General features: G+C 57.3%; 17 protein-coding genes. 5 read left to right on the top strand and 12 right to left on the bottom strand.

Annotated elements, in window-relative coordinates; all coding sequences use genetic code 11:
• Position 1: 1 nt before the first annotated feature.
• Genes FHW66_RS03800 through FHW66_RS03765 form a run of 8 tightly spaced genes read right to left on the bottom strand, consistent with a single transcriptional unit; the run spans position 2 to position 10,755 of the window.
• Complete coding sequence (locus FHW66_RS03800; protein WP_183378373.1) at positions 2-1,405, bottom strand: hypothetical protein; 1,404 nt, start codon at positions 1,403-1,405, stop codon at positions 2-4.
• On the bottom strand, positions 1,398-3,818 hold the full coding sequence (locus FHW66_RS03795) for a capsular biosynthesis protein (RefSeq protein ID WP_183378372.1): 2,421 nt from the start codon (positions 3,816-3,818) through the stop codon (positions 1,398-1,400). The genes FHW66_RS03800 and FHW66_RS03795 overlap by 8 nt, the downstream gene beginning before the upstream one ends.
• A complete protein-coding gene (locus tag FHW66_RS03790; protein WP_255458796.1) occupies positions 3,815-5,194 on the bottom strand; it encodes an O-antigen ligase in 1,380 nt (459 codons plus the stop codon). Before FHW66_RS03790 ends, FHW66_RS03795 begins: the two co-directional genes overlap by 4 nt.
• Complete coding sequence (locus FHW66_RS03785) at positions 5,178-6,104, bottom strand: glycosyltransferase family A protein (RefSeq protein WP_183378371.1); 927 nt, start codon at positions 6,102-6,104, stop codon at positions 5,178-5,180. The genes FHW66_RS03790 and FHW66_RS03785 overlap by 17 nt, the downstream gene beginning before the upstream one ends.
• Entirely contained in the window at positions 6,101-7,495 is a 1,395-nt protein-coding gene (locus FHW66_RS03780) for a lipopolysaccharide biosynthesis protein (protein ID WP_255458794.1), read from the bottom strand. Before FHW66_RS03780 ends, FHW66_RS03785 begins: the two co-directional genes overlap by 4 nt.
• The gene (locus FHW66_RS03775) at positions 7,468-8,427 is read right to left on the bottom strand and encodes a polysaccharide biosynthesis tyrosine autokinase (protein WP_255458793.1); all 960 of its coding nucleotides are present in this window, start codon (positions 8,425-8,427) and stop codon (positions 7,468-7,470) included. The genes FHW66_RS03780 and FHW66_RS03775 overlap by 28 nt, the downstream gene beginning before the upstream one ends.
• A 10-nt stretch (positions 8,428-8,437) precedes the next feature.
• Positions 8,438-9,841, bottom strand: coding sequence for a Wzz/FepE/Etk N-terminal domain-containing protein (locus tag FHW66_RS03770; RefSeq protein ID WP_183378369.1), 1,404 nt, complete (start codon positions 9,839-9,841; stop codon positions 8,438-8,440).
• The gene (locus tag FHW66_RS03765) at positions 9,841-10,755 is read right to left on the bottom strand and encodes an SLBB domain-containing protein (RefSeq protein WP_183378368.1); all 915 of its coding nucleotides are present in this window, start codon (positions 10,753-10,755) and stop codon (positions 9,841-9,843) included. The genes FHW66_RS03770 and FHW66_RS03765 overlap by 1 nt, the downstream gene beginning before the upstream one ends.
• 394 nt (positions 10,756-11,149) lie before the next feature.
• Between FHW66_RS03765 and FHW66_RS03760 the strand changes: the two genes are divergently transcribed.
• A complete protein-coding gene (locus FHW66_RS03760; protein ID WP_183378367.1) occupies positions 11,150-12,256 on the top strand; it encodes an LLM class flavin-dependent oxidoreductase in 1,107 nt (368 codons plus the stop codon).
• Between the two features lie 162 nt (positions 12,257-12,418).
• Here the strand turns inward: FHW66_RS03760 and FHW66_RS03755 are convergent, their stop codons facing one another.
• Positions 12,419-13,570, bottom strand: a complete 1,152-nt coding sequence (locus FHW66_RS03755) for a glycerate kinase (RefSeq protein WP_183378366.1) — start codon at positions 13,568-13,570, stop codon at positions 12,419-12,421.
• Positions 13,571-13,943: 373 nt separating this feature from the next.
• Between FHW66_RS03755 and FHW66_RS03750 the strand changes: the two genes are divergently transcribed.
• From FHW66_RS03750 to FHW66_RS03735, 4 genes are all read left to right on the top strand, one after another.
• Positions 13,944-14,792, top strand: a complete 849-nt coding sequence (locus tag FHW66_RS03750) for a hypothetical protein (RefSeq protein WP_183378365.1) — start codon at positions 13,944-13,946, stop codon at positions 14,790-14,792.
• Positions 14,793-15,207: 415 nt separating this feature from the next.
• Positions 15,208-15,588, top strand: a complete 381-nt coding sequence (locus tag FHW66_RS03745; protein ID WP_183378364.1) for a hypothetical protein — start codon at positions 15,208-15,210, stop codon at positions 15,586-15,588.
• Positions 15,589-15,730: 142 nt separating this feature from the next.
• Entirely contained in the window at positions 15,731-15,991 is a 261-nt protein-coding gene (locus FHW66_RS03740) for a hypothetical protein (RefSeq protein WP_183378363.1), read from the top strand.
• A gap of 48 nt (positions 15,992-16,039) precedes the next feature.
• Positions 16,040-16,684, top strand: coding sequence for a DUF2026 family protein (locus tag FHW66_RS03735; protein WP_183378362.1), 645 nt, complete (start codon positions 16,040-16,042; stop codon positions 16,682-16,684).
• Between the two features lie 427 nt (positions 16,685-17,111).
• On the opposite strand, the gene FHW66_RS03730 is transcribed toward FHW66_RS03735, so the two are convergent.
• Genes FHW66_RS03730 through FHW66_RS03720 form a run of 3 tightly spaced genes read right to left on the bottom strand, consistent with a single transcriptional unit; the run spans position 17,112 to position 19,784 of the window.
• Positions 17,112-17,804: a DUF3299 domain-containing protein gene (locus tag FHW66_RS03730; RefSeq protein WP_183378361.1), complete on the bottom strand. Its 693-nt coding sequence runs from the start codon at positions 17,802-17,804 to the stop codon at positions 17,112-17,114.
• Between the two features lie 7 nt (positions 17,805-17,811).
• Positions 17,812-19,074, bottom strand: a complete 1,263-nt coding sequence (locus FHW66_RS03725) for an ABC transporter permease (RefSeq protein ID WP_183378360.1) — start codon at positions 19,072-19,074, stop codon at positions 17,812-17,814.
• Positions 19,071-19,784, bottom strand: a complete 714-nt coding sequence (locus FHW66_RS03720) for an ABC transporter ATP-binding protein (protein ID WP_183378359.1) — start codon at positions 19,782-19,784, stop codon at positions 19,071-19,073. The genes FHW66_RS03725 and FHW66_RS03720 overlap by 4 nt, the downstream gene beginning before the upstream one ends.

Below are 19,784 nucleotides of genomic sequence, written 5' to 3'. Positions count from 1 at the left end.
CTTACTCAGAGCGCATGGTCTCGATTTGCTGATGCGCACGATTGAAGCCAAGCGGATTGGTACGATCAACGGTGCCGCCAAGATTGTCGAAGGAATAGCTCAGGCTGATGCGCAGCATATTGCCGTGATAGGTCGCAGGGGTACCGGGATTAGTGTCGGTCACCTCGCGTGTGGCATCGATGCGCAGGTTCAGATTGCGCGTCATGTTGTAGTCGTAGCGCAGACTCAGTCGCTTGGTCCGGTCGGTACCATTGGTTAGTACATTGCCGGCATTGCTGCCCGGGAAGCCCTGCGTGCTATCCAGTTCCACCGATGCCGTCGCCGACAGACGTGTCTTCGGCGTGGGCTGCCAGGTGGCAATGGTCTCCGTACCACGACTCATGACATAGAGAAAGTTATCCGCTTCGTCATTCGGTTGCGGATGATGCCAGAGTCGCGTAATGAAGGTGGTCTTTGGTGAAAAATTCCAGATCATTCCCACTTCCGTTGACGGCAGAGTACTGTTGTTGGCGGTCAGCGTGTCGAACTGCCGTGAGACCCGCCCAAAGTGGACCTTCAACAAGGTATCGGAGGTCACCAGCCAATCGATGTCGCTAAAGTATTCGGTATCGGTATAACCGGAGTCATACTGGCTGATATCGGATGCGGTACGACCAGGGAAATTGACCTTGTTGCGGCGCACGCCAAACTGGAAGTTCGAGTTGGTACTGGCGTTATAGCGCACTGCCGCCTGCAGCGCGTTACTGTTCATGTTGAGCAGCTCGGCCCGGCCCGGAAGCGTATAGCTGAGGGTTTGCTCGACCCAGGTCAGTGGCAGGTCGAGGTGATTGTTGACGCGATAGGCGACTTCCACCGTGTCTTCACGGATGTGCGGGTATTCCGGCTCAACATTGGAGACATTGGGCGGTACCGAATCAATGTTGGGGACAATTTCCCCTCCCAGATAGCTGAACAGCCTGTCATCAATCCGATGTGTGACGCTACCGCGCAGCAGATCACTGAACTCCCAGTTATAGGTTGCCTCTATCTGCTTGATCGGTCTGTCCAGATTGTAGGAGCCGCTGGTGCTGAGTTGGTCGGTGTAGTTGTTGTAGGGCGCGTTATAGCGCATCTGCGAGACCATCCCGGTCACTTGCAGGCTGCTGCGCTCGGTTGGCAGTGGCAGAAACAGTGCGCCGCGCAAATCGTCCGACCAGGCGGAACCATTAGTGTTGAGCGGGCTGGATACGCCGTCCGGATACTGAAACGGGTTACTGAAGCGATACCAGCTGACGCCGGTCTGCAGCGAATATTCTGCACTCGCGTGCACTGGCGTGGTCCAGAGTGCGCCAAACATGAATCCTGCCAGCGCCAGCAATAGCGTGCGGCCCAGTCTTTGCCAACGTGCAAGTGACTTATTACTCATCGGCCACCGCCTCGTACCACGGGCTGGTGTGCGCCAGATCTGTTTGAATCTCGATAGTGACGACGCCATTGCGCAGCACGACATGCGCACCATCGAGGGCTGGCAGGCGTTGTCCGCGACCATCGAGCGGATAGACCGTCAGGTGCCGGGCTTGTGTGCGCAGGCTGATGCGGGCCTGATTGCGCTCCATCCAAACCGGCCCCAGCGCGGTGCGGCTACCGGAAGGTTTGTTATCTGCGCCAGCATTCGGCTCCAGTGTCCACCAGTCCGACTGATTCTTGTAGTGCACCAGATTCTTGGGGCGCAGGGGCTTCGATCCTGGTTGGGTACCGGTCACCATACTGGCCGCAGAAATCAGGATCTGGCGTGACTGTGACAAGGGACGCTGATCCAGCGCGGTCAGCACAATACTGCTGAAACCACGGTTTTTGCCCAGCAGTTCGACTGCCAGCTGATCGTCCCCGACGCGACGGTTCATCAAGAATCCGAAGACACCACGGACTTGTGGCGTGCGCAGGAAGATAAGCCGTTGTTGTGGCTGGAACTCAAACTCGCCGTTGGGCGAGCGTAGCGTGCGCTTCGCGTCGGTCTTGGCAGGATTCTTTTGTATCGGTAGGGTGCTCTGGCCACTGAGATCGATCCCTAGCCGCGCCTGTGTGGACAGCTCCGGGGTCACGCCGAGGTGCACCGCGAGATGGGTTTCATACGCGCCGAAGCCACGCATGGCAATGGCCTGACGCGTTTGCGCCGCCAGCGGAATGCGTAATTGTGCTGGTAGCGGTGCCACCAATGCCTGACGGAACAGCATGGCACTTTGGCCAATGGCAGCGTATTTCGACCAGTCTCCGCTGAGCGCGAATTCGCCTGGGGTGGCGGCCCAAGTATTGCCATCGAGATAGTCAAACAGGAACAACCCATCCCAATCCTGTTGCGCTGCCAGCGTGGCCATGAGCGGGAGGATTTCGCTGTCCTGCTGGTTCGGGAAGGGCTGGTTGTATTCGCTCACCACGAAAGGTCGCCGCACATCGCGCAGCAAGGCGAGCGCCTGCAAGCCCTTGAGCTCGCCGCCACTGATTGCACTGTTGTGGATGCGCCAGTCGTTATCGTCCCAGTCGACACCGGGGAAATCAGGATGATCGACATAGTAGTGCTCGTCGACGTAATCCATGTCCGCCTGCGAATCGTAGTTGAGTACGCCGCCACTACTCATCTGGGTGCCGGTCACAGGTACCAGCGTATCGGTCTCGGACTGCACCACTTGTCGCATCCGCTTGAAATAGGCGCGGTCGGTATCGGCCAGAAACAGCAGAAAATCACGCACCCGCAAGGCTTTACCGCCGCCAATCAGATCGCCCGGGTCATCGGGCCCGAACAGGTGATCGCTGAGGCTACGCAACTTGCCCTGCACCTGCTCTTTCCAATGATGGATCTGCGATCCATCCAACGGCGACAGCAGCGGAATTTCGGGATTGGCGTTCGCATCATCGTCGCACAACTTCCAGCTGGCGCAGGCCTTGGCGGTCGAGCCGTAGCGCTTGACCAGCCATTGCTGCCATTGCCGCTTCAGTTCTGGTGCATAGGCAAGCGGTACCGCCTGCTTCCATTGCTGATGCTGCCAGGCGTCGAGCAGGGACGATTCGTTATTGATCTCCACCATCGCCAGCGCCGGGTTGTCCTTCAGGCCAAGCGCGCGGATCAGTTGCCGGGCATAGTCTTCCTGCAGTGTCACCATGCGCGCGGTGTAGACATGGACCGGCGCTCCCAGTGCGGTCGCCTCGGCTTTACCATCAAGTGGCGGCAGACGGTCTTCCAGCGGACGGAAGCGATAGCCGACATGCAGATTCAGGTCGACGTAAATCCCTTGGTGGCTCAGGGCATTGATCAGGTTGCGCAGACGCGCCAGTGCCACTGGATTGAAGCTGGGGTAGGGGCCCGGGGTGAGAACGCTGCGTGGCGGATCGTTCTGAGTATCGGGACTGGAGTCCAGATGATGCAGTCGAACTGCATTGATTCCCGCCTTGCGCAAGCGCAGCGCGAGGCGCTCGGCATCGGCAGCCGAGGGAAAGTTGGCGGCAAAGGTCAGGTTGACGCCATACAGACGTACCCGGCTGTCGTCGCCGGAGTTCGGCCGATGATCAGGCCCGACACGGTAGAAGTGTCCATCCTTGACGAACAGGCGGGCGGCGGCATCCAGCGGCTGATTCAGGGAAGAGCGATCTGGTGCGCCAGCGAGCTTGTCTTCGTCGATGGCAAAGTTGAAGTACTGCACGCCGCCATCGTCACGGGTAAAGTCTGCTGCTGGCCGTGGCGCATTTTGCATAATCATTGGTTGTGCCGCCAGATCGCAGGCAACAGCTTGCCAGCAGGCTGCCACCAGCAGCGCACGAGAGAGCACAAATCTGGTTAGTCTCATGGCAGTGCCTTGTCTGTGGTGGCTGCATCTGTGACCGCATTGGCAGCTACCGGGGGGGCTTGCAGTCGCTCCAGGCGGGCCAGATTCAACCGTGCCGAGATCTGTGTCGACGAATAGATGAAGAACATGTTCTGGAACATGAGCCCACGGAACAGTTCGCTCTCTGAGGTGTTACTGATGGCGATGAGCAGGAAGATGGCCCAATGGATCGCCGCCTCTTCCCGATCCACGCGGATCAGTCGGGCCAGTTGCCAGATATGCCAGGCGAAGATCAGTATCACTATGGACAAACCGATCAGTCCCAGTTCATTGACGATATCGAGATAGCCGTTATGCGCCTGCAGCGGGACCCAGTGCAAGGCATCGATAATGAATTGAGAAGGGCTGCCCTGGCCCATCCAGAAAGCACCGTAGCCGATCCCTTGCAGCGGGTGGCGCGCGATTTCCTGTAGAACCAGATACCAGATGTCGGTACGGCCTGTGAGGTCGGTACCCTTGTGAAACAAGGCTGTGATCGGTGCGATGACTTCATCCGGATCTGGCAGACGCGCCTCGAACACATAAAAGAAGTGCAGGCAGGTCAGCACTGCGATGAAGGCGATCAGCAGCATACGAATGCCGTCCGATTCACCCGCCAGAATCCGTCGCCGCAGCAGCAGATAAAACGCCGAGCCCATCACCGTCACCAGGATCGCCGTGCTGCTCTTGGCCATCACCAGCATGAACGCACTAAACAGGATGGCAAACAGGCAAATCACGCGCGGAATGGCATTATTATTGCCTTCTTTCAGCCAGAGCATGACGCACAGACCAGAGATCGCACCCATGGCGTTTTTCTGCGGCAGAATGCCTTGCCAGGCTCCGCCAAGCTCGTAGTCCACGCCGATACTGGGAATGAGCAATGAGACCGGCATTGAAATGACCAGCAACAGCATCAACGTCACCAGCAAGGTGCGTAACATCTCTTGCTTGCCACCGACTGGTGGTGCAACGGCAATCCCGACCACTACCAGACCGATCAACTGGATACTGTGTTTGATGGTCACCACCGGGTAGGGCGACCAGATCGTACTGAGGAAGCAGTAGCCGATCAGTACCAGCAGAAACGGATTGAGGCGTCGGGCATGGCTCAGACTCCAGCCGAAGTTGCGCCATGCCAGCCAGGCACCGAGCAGGAATACAGAGCCGAACTGCAGCTGAACGACCAGCGATCCTTGTGAATAATTGGCGTTGGGGTCCGGGTCGCCCCAGCGCAAGCCGGAGGGCAACAAGGCGAACAGGATGCTGATGAACACCAGCAGCCTGACCAGCAAGCTGTCGGTACGACTGGTGGTGATCTGATTGGCTGAGTGGCGCATGTCAGTGACCGTATTCATGGTAACGGTGACCAAGCAGTGCGCTTAATTTGCCGCACTGTGCCAGCGTCGTGCGCAGCCAGCGGATTGCCTTGATGCGGGAAACGGGCAACAGCAGCAGGCTCAGCAGTGCCGCCACGACGAGTTGTAGCAGGGCGCGCAACCCCAGTTGGGTGGCGCGCAGCAGTCGTGGCAGCGTCGCAAGACGCACCAGCTCGGAGCGCATATAGGTTTGTCCCAGGCGATAGGAGCGCCGTAGCAACCAACTCAGCTTGGCACGTTCGGCGGGGACTTCCTCGCTGACGGTGGCCTCATCGCACCAGACAAAGCGTGCACCATTGGCCAGCATGTCGCGAAACAGCATGGTGTCCTCGGCACCGCTGCGGCCAAAGGCAGCATCAAACGGCCCAGGGATGGCTAGCAATGACTGGCGGCGGATCAGCACATTTCCGGTACGTGCATCGCTGATACCGATCACGGTGCCTGTCAGGTAACGTGGTCGGTTGAAGAAATCACCGGCACGGATCCAGTCCGGCGTATCAGCGCGATAACGTGGCAGTACAGGCGCAAAGACGACATCGGCCTGATAGCGTTCTTGCGCCGCGACGATCTTGAGAATCCAGTCGGCATCAGGCGCTTCGTCGTCATCAATGAACAGCACCCATTGCCCCTGCGCCTGCTGCACAGCCAGGTTGCGGGTCTCGGCAATATTGGGGATGGCTTGATGGTAATGACGCAAGGTCACTGGTAGTTGTGACTGCCAGCGTGTGAGTACCGGTAAAGCCGATGCCTGGGGGTCGTTATCGACCACGATGACTTCGATGCGCAGTTCGCCACGCGCCTGCAGACGCAAGGCGTGCAGTAACTGATCCAGTAGCAGCGGCCGGCGAAAGGTGCAGATGCAGATGCTGATATCCATTGGCTGGCTCATACGGGTTTCCTTCTGAGCATGGGCAGAAAGATGAACCAGATCAGCACCAGATCAAACACTTCGACCACGATCAGCGCCAGGATGGCGCCCCAGCTGCCAAACAGCGGGATCAACATGGCGGTGGCGACCAGCATGACCAGCAAACAGGCGACGCCACTAATGAGCAGCAATTTGTATTGATCGTTACTGGTGAGCCAGGAGGAACCGATCCAGCGCGCAGCGTTGATCGCAAAGTAGCCACCCCAGGCCAGTACCAGTGGCTCCAGTCCATGATATTTGCTGCCCAGTATGTGGGCTTCCAGCCAGGGTAGCATCAGCCACAGCACCACCACATAGCCGAGAGTTACCACTTCGATGCCAGCGACCGAAGCCCATGCCAGTCGGTCCAGATGTTTCCAGTCGCGCGCTGCCAGCAAACGCGTCACTAACGGCCGGGCCACACGGGACCAGGCCAGTACTGATAGCGAGATCGGTGTCAGCAGCAAACGTGAAGCGTTCAGATCAGCAGTCGCAGCAACCCCCAGACTCAATGCCGCCAGGTACAGATAGCTGTAGTTGGTGGCCCATGCGACCAGTGCGCCCGGCAAGGCCCAGCGCCCGCGCAGCAGTACCGCACCGACAGCACCACGATATTCGCTGCGCCACAATGCCGGCTGGGTGGCACGCAGCGTGCGGATACCGGCATCATGCTGTTGCGTGGTGCCCCACATGCCAGCAATATTGGCGACTCCCATGACCGCAAACAGTGCCGGTACACTTAGCGTATGCGTGAGTAACAACAGCGCGCCAGCCCCGGCAACCACCAGCGCATACACCAGATCAGTGCGCAGCACGCGCAGGGGCAAGGCTTCAATGAAGCTGATGCTGCGATGGTATTCACGTTGGGCATTGCTGAAGACGTACAGTGCGAAACTCAACCCCAGCCAGAGCGGATCGACATCAATGCCGGTAAAGCGTGCCAGGATCGCGCTGGCGACCCCGCACAGCAACGCCAGCGTGATACTGAGCTGCCACTGAAACCGCAGCAGCAGCGAATAAAGGCGCGCGCGCAGCGGGCCCGGTTCACCGGAGACAATGGTTGTCAGCGGATCGGTAATCAAGGCTTCAATGACTGCGGCCGTGAAAATACCGGCTACAAACAGTTGCGAATACAAACCGTAGGTAGTCTTGCTGGCCATCCGGATCAAGGTCAGGCCGATACTGAAATTGAGGCCGCTGAGCAGTACCTGATCCAGCAGGGACGCCAGTGAATGCGTCAGCAATCGCCTGCTGCTCCCTTCGCCCCCGGACCGTTGTGTACTGTCGGAATTGTCGGTGCCGCCGGTACTGATGGCGCTGTCTGCCTTGTCAGCGTTGCCGCTGTTCAATAGCGGGGAGGATTGCTCAGCCATTTGCGTAGACGCTGCCAGTATTTCTTGAGCTTGCCGGCATTCGGGTCGAGCTGTTCTTTTTCAGCGAATGCGTTGTAGACGGTGCCGATGATCTGGGTACCCGAAGTCTTCATCTGTGCTTCTGTAGTACGCAGGGCTGCCAGATCGGAGTGGTGTTGACGCGCCACCAGCAGGCACATGCCAGCCTGTTGCGCGATGGTTTGCGCATCCGAAGAGACTTGCGCCGCTGGAGTGTCCACGATGAATACATCGAAGTCATCTGCCAACTCTTGCATCAGCTTGCTCAACGCAGGCTGAAGCAGGATTTCGAGTGGATTTGGCGGCTGGGGACCGGCATTGAGTACCCGCAGATGCGGAAATCCCTCGGCCAGTGAGCCTGCCGATACGGCGGTACGGCCTGCCAGAATGGTGGATAGTCCGGTCTTGTTTTCCAGACCAAACAGTAAGTGCTGTGTGGGCGAGCGCATATTGGCGTCGATCAGTAGCGTGCGCTTACCCATCTGGGAGAACGCCAGTGCCAGACTGGCTGCCAGATAACTTTTGCCTTCGCCTTCGACCGCACTGACGATCGCCAGCGAGATCTTTTCCTGTTGACTCAGGCGGATCGATAGTTCAGCACGGATCTGACGGATTGCCTCGGCTTCGATACCAAACGGCGATAGTGCAATGTCGAGCGATTTGTCGAGACTGTCAGAAGGCACCAGCGCGGTTGCGTAGTTGAACTGTTCTGACAGCACCATCTGGACATTTTGCTCGGTCAGCAGTCCCAGACGGACAGCGGCTTCGCCAAAACGCAGGTTGCCGACTTTTTGTAACTCAACGACGCGCTCAACCTGTGCTGCCGTCAGCAATCCCGCTTCAATGAAGCGCGATCCCATCTGGTCGGCGTTGTTCGATGGCACGGGACGGGTGGATTGGGTTTCGTTTGCCATGCTCATAGTCTCAGCGGATACCGATGTGGCCGATCAGCGGCAACGGCAGGTTACGCGCCAGATCGTCTTCGCAGCGTACGCGTCGACGGCCCAGTTCGGCGACCAACGCGATCGCCAGTCCAAGTACCAGTCCAATCACGATGCTGGCGGCAACATTGTGCGACATCAGTGGCTTGGTATGGGTGGCTGGTGCTTCTGCCTCACGCAGTACGGTCAGGTCGAAGGTGTGAATGTTGCTGGCCATGAGGATATCGTCGTACTTCGCTACAGCCGAGTCATATACCCGTTGCACGCTGTCAAGCTGGCGTTGATAGGACAGGATGGTGTCGCGATGTTCTTTCTGCTCCAGCATTTTGACCCGCAGTATATCAATCTGGTGGTTCAGGCTTTGCTCTTGCGAGGACAGGCGGAGTTCGTCGATCCGGTCGGCGTCAACGGCACTGACGGACTCGCGATTGATGCGTTCCTTCAGACCTTCCACTTCCTGCACCAGGGCGATCGTCTTGGGATTGCGCGGGCCCAGTACGGCGTCGATTTCTCCGAGGCGGCGATTGGCATCGCTCAAGCGTGACTTGAGATCGGAAATATTGATCCGCTGTGCCACCACCGGCAATTGATCAGGTGGCGTACCGTTACGCACCATGGTGTCGGTCGCGTTCTTGCGCGCAGTAGCTTCCTGGCGCTGGTTCTGAACCGCGACCAGCGTGGTGATCAGTTCACCGAGCTGGCGTGTTTCGACGTCGGTACGCTCAGCGGTATCGATGATGCCGACTTTTTGCTGGTACTGGGTCAGCTTTTCCTGAATCTCGTCGGCCTCTCTGCGCAACTCTTCGAGCTGTGCATTGTATTGTTCACGGCGCGAGCGGGCCGATACGGTGGAAATTTCCTGATTCAGTTCCATGTAGGCACGCACAATGGCATTGGCCACATCGCGTGCCTCGTCGGGCGAACCGGCTTCGTAATCGACTTCAATCACACGGCTGGAGCGACGGGTGATGACCTGCGTCTGATCGTTGATGCGACGGATCATCTGGGCATGTGCACGTGCCTCACCGTAACGCTTTACCGCTTCCTGATATTCAGCGGTCCGCTCCAGGCCGACCGCGTCGAGTACCTTTTCGGCAACTGGCTGGCTCTTGATCATGTCCAGCTGGGTTTGCATGTAGCTTTCGTCGAGGATGGGCGAGAACAGCCGTCCTGCGATCGGATCGTTATTTTTGTAATCCAGAAAGACGTCCGACGTCGCGGTATAGGTTTTAGGCAGTAGTACCGTGATGACTACCGTCAGCGCAACAGTGATTGCCAGTGTGGTAAAAATGGTGCCACGCCGCGCCGCCAGCATCGACGTAATTTGCTTCGACGATAAACCGCCGTCGGGGAGTTGTGTCGCAACGAGTTGACCAGTTTGTTGCATCAGAAGAGACTTTCGTTGATGTAGACCACATCGCCGGGTAGTACCGGATCGGTCAGCTTGGCCTTGATTTCCTGGATACCTTGTTCAGGCACCGCGCGATTGATGAAAATGCGGCGCTGCGATGCCCGTTGTGTCATGCCGCCACCGATGGCGATGGCCCGCATGACATTCATATCCTTTTCCATTGGATAGCTACCTGGTTTGTTCACTTCACCATGAATGTAGAACAGTTTCTTGCGATTGACGTAGACTACATCGCCGGCGCGCAGCTCAACGTCGAGCGGGGTCTGGGGCTGATTGGTGTTATCGCCCAGCAGGATCGGGATGCGTACATCGCTGATCTTGTCGCTGGTCTGCCCGGCATCACCGTCGGTCTTGCGGCGCATCAGCGTGACCGTCTGGTCTGCCTGTTCGGTCAGTCCGCCGGCCGTGGCAAGTAATTCCAGTACGCTCAGATGGCCCGGAATCACATAGCGCCCGGGACGGGTGACTTCGCCCAATACCGACACCATCTGACTACGCAGTTGCACCACATCGACCGACACTTGCGGCTTGATCACGTATTGGCCCTGACGCAGCGCCTGAGTCACGCGTTCGGCGATTTCACTGGTGGTGAGGCCTTTAACATCGATGCCGCCAATGAGGGGGAGCGTCAGAATACCTTTGTCATTGACGCCCACTTCAGCCGACAGGTCCGGTTGTCCAAATACGGTCACACGGATCACGTCGCCATTACCCACCCGGGTATCGGTGACAACTGAGGACGGCAGGCCCGGCGTGGACAAGGTATCCGCGGGTGCTGTCATCAAATTCAGATTTTGCGTCGGATCGGTAGGAACTTGAGCCTGAACCGGGTAAGACAAAACCGCCAGCACAACGGCGAGAGACAACAGAAATGAGGTAATTCGGCGCAAGCTTAACTCCGTGGGCGGATGACAAAACCCTTGCTGTTTCACTGCGGCACGGTTATCAGAAAGGAAAATTTTGTGCAGATGACAACTTAAGTGCCGCAATGTTAAGCGAAACAGGTCTATTTTTCAAAAACAATCAACTTAACTGCAGAAGTTTTTCCTGTTCAAGTTGCAAAAAAGACAAAATATATTTCAAATAAATACTCCCAAATTGTAACTTTGATTTTGCATTTGTTTCGTTGTGTGTCGTCAACCTTCAGTCTTAAATTTTGTTTCTGCCATGTAGCCTTTTTTCCATTTTTAGGGTCGCTGGGAAATCCGGGCCGGAAAAAACGGGTTTGCTGTTTTCGACTATCCTAGACGCGTTAATGATTTACGCAATGACTTTGCATCGTGTATGACCGCTTCGCCTGACTCCCACTCTTCGCCCATTTCGCCAGCTGTGCAGACCGCTAAACCCAATGACTCGGCTTTGCCCTCGTCGTCACGTCCCTTCACACTCAGTGTTCTGGATCAGGCGCCGGTACCGGAGGGTGTCAGCAGTGCGCAGGCCTTGCGCAATACGCTGGATCTGGCCGTGCTAGCCGAGCATCTTGGTTACGCCCGGTATTGGGTCGCCGAACATCACGGTACGACCGCGTTGGCATGTGCCAGTCCTGAAGTATTGATCGGCCCGATTGCGGCTGCCACCAAGCGGCTGCGGGTCGGTAGTGGCGGTGTGATGCTGCCGCATTACAGTGCGTTGAAGGTGGCGGAATCCTTCAGCATGCTCAATGGCCTATATGGTGGCCGCATTGACCTCGGTGTGGGCCGTGCGCCCGGCAGTGATGCCTTGACCGCGGCGGCCCTGCAACGGGATCGTCGTCATACGCCGGAAGATGATTTTGCACAGCAGATGCAGGAACTGCTGGCTTATTTGTGGGATGACATGCCCGCCGAGCATCCCTTTGCGCGTCTGGCAGCATTGCCAGGTGATCCCGCCGGACTGCAACCCTGGTTGCTGGGCTCGTCAGCGCAGAGCGGTGTGTGGGCCGCGCAATGGGGCTTGCCGTATATGTTTGCCGATTTCATTCATGCCGGCGGCGAACAGATTGCGCAGCGCTACCGCCAGCAATTTCAGCCTTCAACTGCCGGTGCAACTGCGCATCAAGGTGTTGCGGTGCAGGTGATCTGTGCGGAAACGGATGAGCAGGCACGGTTGCTGGCCAGCAGTTACGGTATGCGTCTGATTCATATGCATAGTGGGCGGCGACTCGACACTATTCCTTCGGTACAGACGGCGCTCAGGTTTTTTGAGGAACATAAGTTGCCCATCTCGACCTTGCCAGCAGGGCGTCGTGCCGTCATTGGTTCGCCGCGCCGGGTGCGCGAGCAGATCGAGGAACTGGCACAAGAATATGCCGCCGATGAGGTGATGATCATCACCATCATCCACGAGCATGCTGCCCGCAAGCGCTCTTATGAATTGATTGCGCAGGAGTTTGGGCTCCCGCAGTGTGCCTGATGTTCGTCCGATGTTAGCCTGATCCTGAAATGCATCCACTTTTATCAGTGGTGAATAATCATTATTAATCAAAGTCTTAGGTCAAACTCCTCAGGGTTATCCACAAAGTTACCCCCATTTTTTGTGAGTAACTTTGCGATAGCCCGGCGCGTTTATCGAGGTTCAGCCCTGTTGGCGTCCCAGCAGCCACAAACGACTCATTTGCTCGGCACTTTGTTGCAGCAGTGGTGCCGCATGTGCAATGGCGTCTTGCAGTGATAGCGGGCCAAACACAATCGAAAAGCAACCTGAAAAGCTGTTCTGCAGGGCCGGCAATGCCTGGCTGTCGATGCCACCTGACAGCAGTGAGCTGGCGACGCCTGCGGCACGGGCTCGTTGTGCCGCGATGAAGGGAGCCTTACCGTGCAAGGTCTGTGTATCGCTGCGGCCTTCACCTGTGATGAGCCAATGCGCACCGGTGAGCGCTTCATCCAGACCAATGTAATCGGCGACGGTTTGCGCGCCTGACTGAAATTGTGCGCCCAGCATCAGCAAGGCATAGCCGAGCCCGCCGGCTGCTCCTGCGCCGGGGGCGTCGGCAGCACGGTGCCCGCTGGCCTGCTCCAGCAAGGCTGCAAAGCGGCCGAGCTGAGCATCGAGCGGCGCGACCTGCTCGGGCTGCACGCCTTTTTGGGGGCCAAACACCGCAGTTGCACCATGGGGCCCGCATAGTGGATTGTCGACGTCTGACATGGCGACAATGTCCAGCTCGGCCAGTCGTGGATCGAGACCGCTCAGATCGACCCGTGCCAGGTGTGCCAGATTGGCTGGCAGTGCCTCTAGTGCTTGTTCGTTGCTGTCATAGAGGCGCATGCCAAGTGCACTGAGCATGCCAATTCCTGCATCATTGGTGCTGCTGCCGCCAAGGCCGATCAGGAAGCGTCGGGCACCTTGCTCCAGCAATTGCAGCAAGGCTTCGCCAATACCGCGGGTGGAGCGCTGCTCCACGGCGACTGCGGTACCGTCGGTATCGGTCAGGCCAACGATCTCGGCCGATTCGATCACGGCACTGCCATCGTCGAGCAAGCCGGCAGCGGCGTTTCGCAGCTTGCCAGCGGCACCATGTACCTGCAGCAACTGGCGTTGACCACCGGCATGCAGGAGGGCGTCGAGCGTACCTTCGCCGCCGTCGGCAATCGGGCAGAGCCGGATCTGCGCCCGCGGGATCGCTGCCAGTACGCCGGCACCCATGGCGCGGGCGACTTCCTCGGCGCTTAGAGAGCCTTTGAAGGAGTCTGGTGCAATCACGATAATGGGGGCGAAGAGTGGTGTCATATGTGGTCTTTATCTTGTTCTGGTTGCTAGGGTGTGATGATTGCTCATTGGTAAGTGCTCTGTGCTTTGTGGCCAGTCGCTCGCGCATCATCTTAGCGGCGATTGAACTGGGGCTCAAATGGCAATCTTCACATTGGCGTGCTGCCAGTAACAAAACGTAATCACACTGGTATGTCTGAGTGAGTCAGCGCATGATCGGGCATAAGTATGTCTACTGACAGTGCTTTTTGAAATCTGTGGAGCCACATTGCCATGCCGGATTTGCACTCCTGACGGCAAGCCAGTAGCATTGCGGCTTGCCGAATCAGGCTGGGGGAGCGGCATCGGGTATGATGAACGCTAAAAAAATGGATACCTTCTGTTGCTGCATGGAATGACGATTTATACGCACTATTCTTCGAGAGCTGCACGTTATCGCGCACGCAACAGGACCATCCTCGGCATCATTTTGTCGGTGTTGGCGCATATTGGCCTGTTCCTGCTGATCAAAAACAGCGTACTCGACATTACCCCGCCAGCCTCCTCTGAGCCGCCGCCATTGCAGGTGAGCATGATTCAGCCTAAACCGGCCGTGCCAGTTGCTAAGCCCGAGCCACCAGCACCTCCCAAACCGCCTAAACCACCGAAAACCGTGGCCAAGCCACAACCCAGACCGCGCGTGCCTCAGGTAGCGCGCTCACAGAGTAATCGCGCACCGTCGCCCCATGCGCTGACACCGACCCCTCCGACGCCACCTTCGACCATGCAGCACTTCCCGGCCGACATGGATATGTCGACCATGATTCAGCAGCGTCATGCGGAGCGTCGTGCGGCTGACCAGTCAGCCGCTGCAGAAAACGCTGCTGCGCGTGCGGCCGAAGCTGAGCCGTCGGCCAACGATATCGCGCGCGCCAATATTGCGTTCCAGGAACGTCGGGCCGAAGGTAACAAGGGCGGCATCTTTGAAATCATCAGCAAGGGACCGCGCGTGGCTCAATATGTGTTCCGAGGCTGGAACCCTGATCCGCGGCATGGTCGGGCACAGACCTTTACCGTGGATGCTGGCCCTGGCGGCGATGTTGAAAGAGCCATCGTGGACGACATGATTCGCGTCATCCGTCTTAGTTACAAGGGTGACTTTGTGTGGCGCTCCTATAAGTTGGGACGTGACGTGACGCTGTCCGCGCGCGAAGAGGATACGGCCGGCTTGAGAGCCTTCATGCTCAAGGAACTGTTCAATTGAGTGCAATGGCGTGATTCCCTCTTTATGCTTATATCGGTATAAGAGAGTGAATTTATCTTCTTTTTCTGCATGTAAGGTTTGGGTTACAGTGGAGCTGTCTCCTCACAAAACCTCCTGGATGAAGTTTTTGAGATTGAACCCGTCAAGCGTTTGCCTGACGGGTTTTTTTTATGTCCGTGTATTCTTGCGGTGTTGCTCAAGAATTAATCAATTTGTTGCCGGGCGGCTACTAGCAAAGGTTTGCGCGCATCTCCCACAGCTTATCCACAGAGCTGTTCACAGTCTTTGTGGGTAAGATGCTCGCGATGCAATTGGCTTTTCACCGACCTTGCAAAGGATTTTTCGATTGCCGGACGGCGCTGGGACGCTTACCATGGGCGCCCTTGAAAGCGCTTTAACATCACCGGAGGAACCCATGAGCGATGATTTGACAAGAGATGAGTTTGACGCCATGGGGCAAGTCAGCCGCCGTGAGCATCATGGTCGTCCTAGTGCCTGCGTGGCGCGCAATGTCAAGCGCCTGACCGGGATCAAGTTGATGGAGTATGGTCGCGACGGGCAGTTGTCCCTGACAGAGAAGGGTAAGCAGACCCTGTTCATCTACCGCTGTATTGAAACACTGCGGGCACTTGCTGCTGATCCTAATGCCAGTGTCGATGCCGATGTTGCAGTGTTTCTAAGCCGCAAAGGACACATTGTGGAAAGGGCTGACACCAAAGCCTATGACATCACCCAGCGTGGTCGTGAATCGATAACCGATATCGATGCACAGGCCCAGAGTCGCGGCAATGGCTGAGTCGATGCAAGCTCTACATCGCTAGCAATTGCCGACGTCGACATTGTCAAAGCAGCTTCAGGAATTCTCCGATAGTTAGATACCGCATCCTTTTCTATCATGAAGTCATCGGTTACAGCATGACTTGGAGAAGGAAAATTTCATGGAAGTCATCATTGATGCGGCACAAAACGATTTTGCTTTGATGCTGGTAACTTACGTTGGCTCGTGGCTGTTGCTAATGGGCTTGCTTGTGCGGATTGATGCATACCGCAATGCACGGCAGCTCAAGTATTCGCGCCAGCGTCTGGCGCGTTTGCTGGTAGACGAAGTAGCACCTCTGCGGCTGGGGGCGATGCAGCGTTGCTGCAGATACCATGAAGTTGGCTGCACCTGCTTCTTGCACGATCCCACACCGCAATGACTTGCAGCAACTGGTCTGAACGACCGGGGGATGTGAGAAAATGCGCGCATGAAAACATCTTCTCGCCCTTTGCTGCCTTTGGCTGACTACCAGCGTATCTTCCGTGTCATCCATTCCGTGCTCGACAGTGTCGACGCCAATATCCCGGCTGCCAGTTTCTTCTTTAGCGTCACCGCGGCGCAGATATTGAAGAAGTTTTACAAGCTCAATGCCTTCCCGGTTGCCGGCGCTGCTTTCTATCTGATCAGTCAGGATGACAGTGCTGCATTGTCGTTTGGCGTGCTCGATGGTGAGCGCGTGGAGAGCAATAGTGACGCCTTTCATTGCTGGGTACAGTGCAATGACGTTGCTGTGGATTTCATGGCGCCAGTTTTTCAGGAACTGCTGGCTGCCGTCGGACATGGGTTGCCGGTGCCTCGCTACATGTTCCAGAAACCACTCGCGCGCATGAGCGCTGCTGCCGATGGTTTGCAGCTGCCGGGTGATTTCAGGCTAGAACCGAATCTCGCTTTGACCCGCGACCTGTTGCAGCAATTTATGCAAAAGACGGCGTTGAGCAATCTCTCGCAGGTGTGTGTCGACTGGTATCGCAAGCCGCCCAAGGAACTGGAGACCGATCTGGTGATGCAGGCAGCAGAAGGACCGGGGACCAGTATCAAGCTCAGTCGCTTGCAAATTACCGGAGCCTGGTAAGTTCGGGTTGTGGTGGGGCAATGCGGAAAGATGGTGGAGCACCGGACATTGCCCGGTGCGCCTGGCGATCATGCATATCCGTTGCATGTATCGCGTAACCAGATCACAGCTTAATGTGCTTTTGTGACGGTGCCGTGACAGTAGCGCTGCGATAGCGCCGCTACCAATACCAAGCAAAAAGGGGAGAGCTGCTGTCACCGGCTTGTCATACAAGCTCGGTATGATGCGTCCTGTCTCCTCTAGACTTGCTTTATATCAACCTGCGATGCGTCTGTGTCGCAGGTTTTTTTTCGTCTTTGCATAAGAATGACAAGTTTTTGAAAAGCGCTTATTAATCAAGGGTTTGAGGTAGTTCTCAAGTGCTTATCCACAAGCTTGCTCCCAAAATGTGGGGATAACTCATGATTTGTGCACAGGCACTTTTCACTCACTGAGTCGATTTGTCAAGGTAGGGTTCGACCTTGACTGACGTCATGCTATAACCGGCGCTGCCCATCATGGTGTCGGAGTGGTCAACCTTGAGTACGCCATTGATCCAGACTGCATCCATGGTGCGAATATCCTTGATCGGCTTGGCACTGTGGACATGGATGATCTGGTTGGCAGGGGGCGGTGGTACGTGGATACAGGCGCCAAAGTAGGGTACCAGCAGGAATTCCTTGAGGGCTTCACCTTCGCGCTCCAGCGAGACCACAAAGCCGGGGATGCGGATCGCCGCGCCATCCATGCTGGGATCGATGGGAGCGTTCTTCCAGTATTTCTTGGCTTTCCACAGCGCTTCGACGGCGCGGGGATCATCATCCTGCAACTTTTCCAGCTTCAGGCCCTTGAACGGCGCCATCGGATCCCAGTCCTTGGGGATCAGTGACTCCCAGGCAACTTCCTTGAAGCCGCCATCACTTTTGCCAGACGGTTTGTAGGGTGATTGCGTCAGATCCGGGCCGGGTTGCAGGTGGTCGCCCACCTTGTACTGGGAATTGTCGGCGCTGTTTGCTGATGTTGCCGATATTGCCGGCGCGGCAGGTGGGTTAGGTGTCGCCGGGGTCGCTGCCAAACGCAGCGAGTAGCCGACCAGCAGGCCAGCCCCGATGATGATGCCGATCCAGGTAATGCTTTTCATGATGTGTTCAGGTCCTCGGTGTCAATCCATCAGCCAGACTCAGCCGATAGGCGCGCAAGCCGGGTAGCAGGCTCGCAGCAAAGCCGGCCAGTATCGTCCACAGCAATAGATTCAGTTCGCCGGGCGCTGGCAGGGCTGGGTGTAATGTTACGCCAAATTGCGCACTCAGGAAGGGCCCCAGCGCCCATAGTGCCAGTGCAAGCAGCACCACGCCCAGAAACACGCCCGCTAGCATTACTGCCAACCCTTCAAGCGCCAGCAGCAGGAAGATATCCAGCGGCCGCGCACCCACCGAGCGTAAAACGGCAAGCTCCCGGCGGCGCTCGCCGAGGCTGGCCAGAATCGCCGATACCAATCCCGCCAGACCGACGATGACGACCATGCCCGATACCACCAGCAAGGCGTTTTCGCCGATGCCGACCACTTGCCATAGTTCGTCCAGTGCTACGCCCGGCAAGACCGCCATCAGTGGTTCACTGGTGTCATCGGCGATATCTCGTTGCACGCCGAAGACGGCGGCGCGATTTTTTAGGCCCACCAGCACGGCGGTGACGGTCTTGGGCGTGAGATCGAACTTCTTGACCAGCGCAGCGCTGATCGATAGCCCGGGGATGGGTGCGCCGCCCTGCCAGTCGAGATGAATCGCCTCCATGGCGGCCAGCCCAATATGCACGGTGCGATCCACCGGAGTGCCGGTGCGCGCCAGAATGCCGGTGATGACAAAGGGTTTGTCGGCGTGGTCGGTCAGATGCATGCTACCCATGCCATGGCTGAGCACGATATGGTCGCCCAGTTTGTAGTGCAGTCGCTGCGCGACTTCGGCACCGATCACGGTATCAAAGATATCGCTGAATTCGTGGCCTTCAGCCAGTTTCAGTGCTTGCCCATCGCCATAATGAAAGTGCCGGAAGTAGTCACCATTAGTGGCCAGTACCGGGAAGCCACGATGCGAATCACCCAGCGATAGCGGGATGGTCCATGCCACAGCAGGATTCTTTGCCAGTTTCTGTGCACTGTCCCAACCCATGTTGTTGGTCGCACCACCGATGCGGAAAATTGCGTACAGCATCAGCTGTACCGGGCTGGTGCGGGCTCCGACGACCAGATCGGTTCCTGATACGGATTGCGAAAAGCCGTCGCGCACTTCATGTCGTACGCGTTCAATGCCCAACAGCATGGTGGTCGATAGGGCGATAGCCAGCAGCATCAATCCCAGCGTAAAGCGGCGATTCCAGGCGCTTCGGGCAGCCAGACGGAACAGGAAACTCATGCTGATTCCTCCAACTGTGCGCAGCGATTGATGTCATTGAGTGCAATGCGGCGGTCAAAGCGTTGCGCCAGCCGCTGGTCGTGGCTGACAAATACCAGACTGGCACCGGTTTGTCGGCACTCTTGCTGGATCAGGTCGAGAAAGCCTTGCTGACGGTCACTGTCGAGGGCCGATGTGGGTTCATCAGCAACCACGATTTCAGGGCGTCCGATCAATGCCCGTGCGGCGGCAACCCGCTGTTGCTGGCCAATCGACAACTGGGTAACGGCACGGCTCCACAGTGTCGGTGCCAGATCCAGACTGCGCAGCAGTGACTGTGCTGCGTTGAGCACGTTGCTGCCTTGCGTCAGTGCGCGCTCGCGCCGATACGTCGAAAAGCGGCAGGGCAGCATCACGTTGTCGAGGATCGACAGATAAGGGATCAGATTGAATTGCTGAAAGATGAAGCCGATGTGATCCACTCGGAAGCGATCACGCCGGGCACCGGCCAGTGACGCCAGTGATTGCTCCAGGATGGTCACCGTGCCGGACTGCGCACTGTTGATGCCGCCAATCAGTGCCAGCAAGGTGCTCTTGCCGCTACCGCTGGGGCCACTGACAAATACCTGCTCCTGCGCTTGCACTTCAAAGCGGTCCAGCGCCAGAGTGGGCGTGCGCTGACCGGGCCAGGTAAAACTGATATCGCGCAGGGCGATGGCGGCATGGCTCAT

Source organism: Herbaspirillum sp. Sphag64, assembly GCF_014192645.1.
Classification (GTDB): domain Bacteria; phylum Pseudomonadota; class Gammaproteobacteria; order Burkholderiales; family Burkholderiaceae_D; genus Herbaspirillum.
Note: the sequence above shows the minus strand (reverse complement) of the source record. Positions and strands in the feature narration are given on the sequence as shown.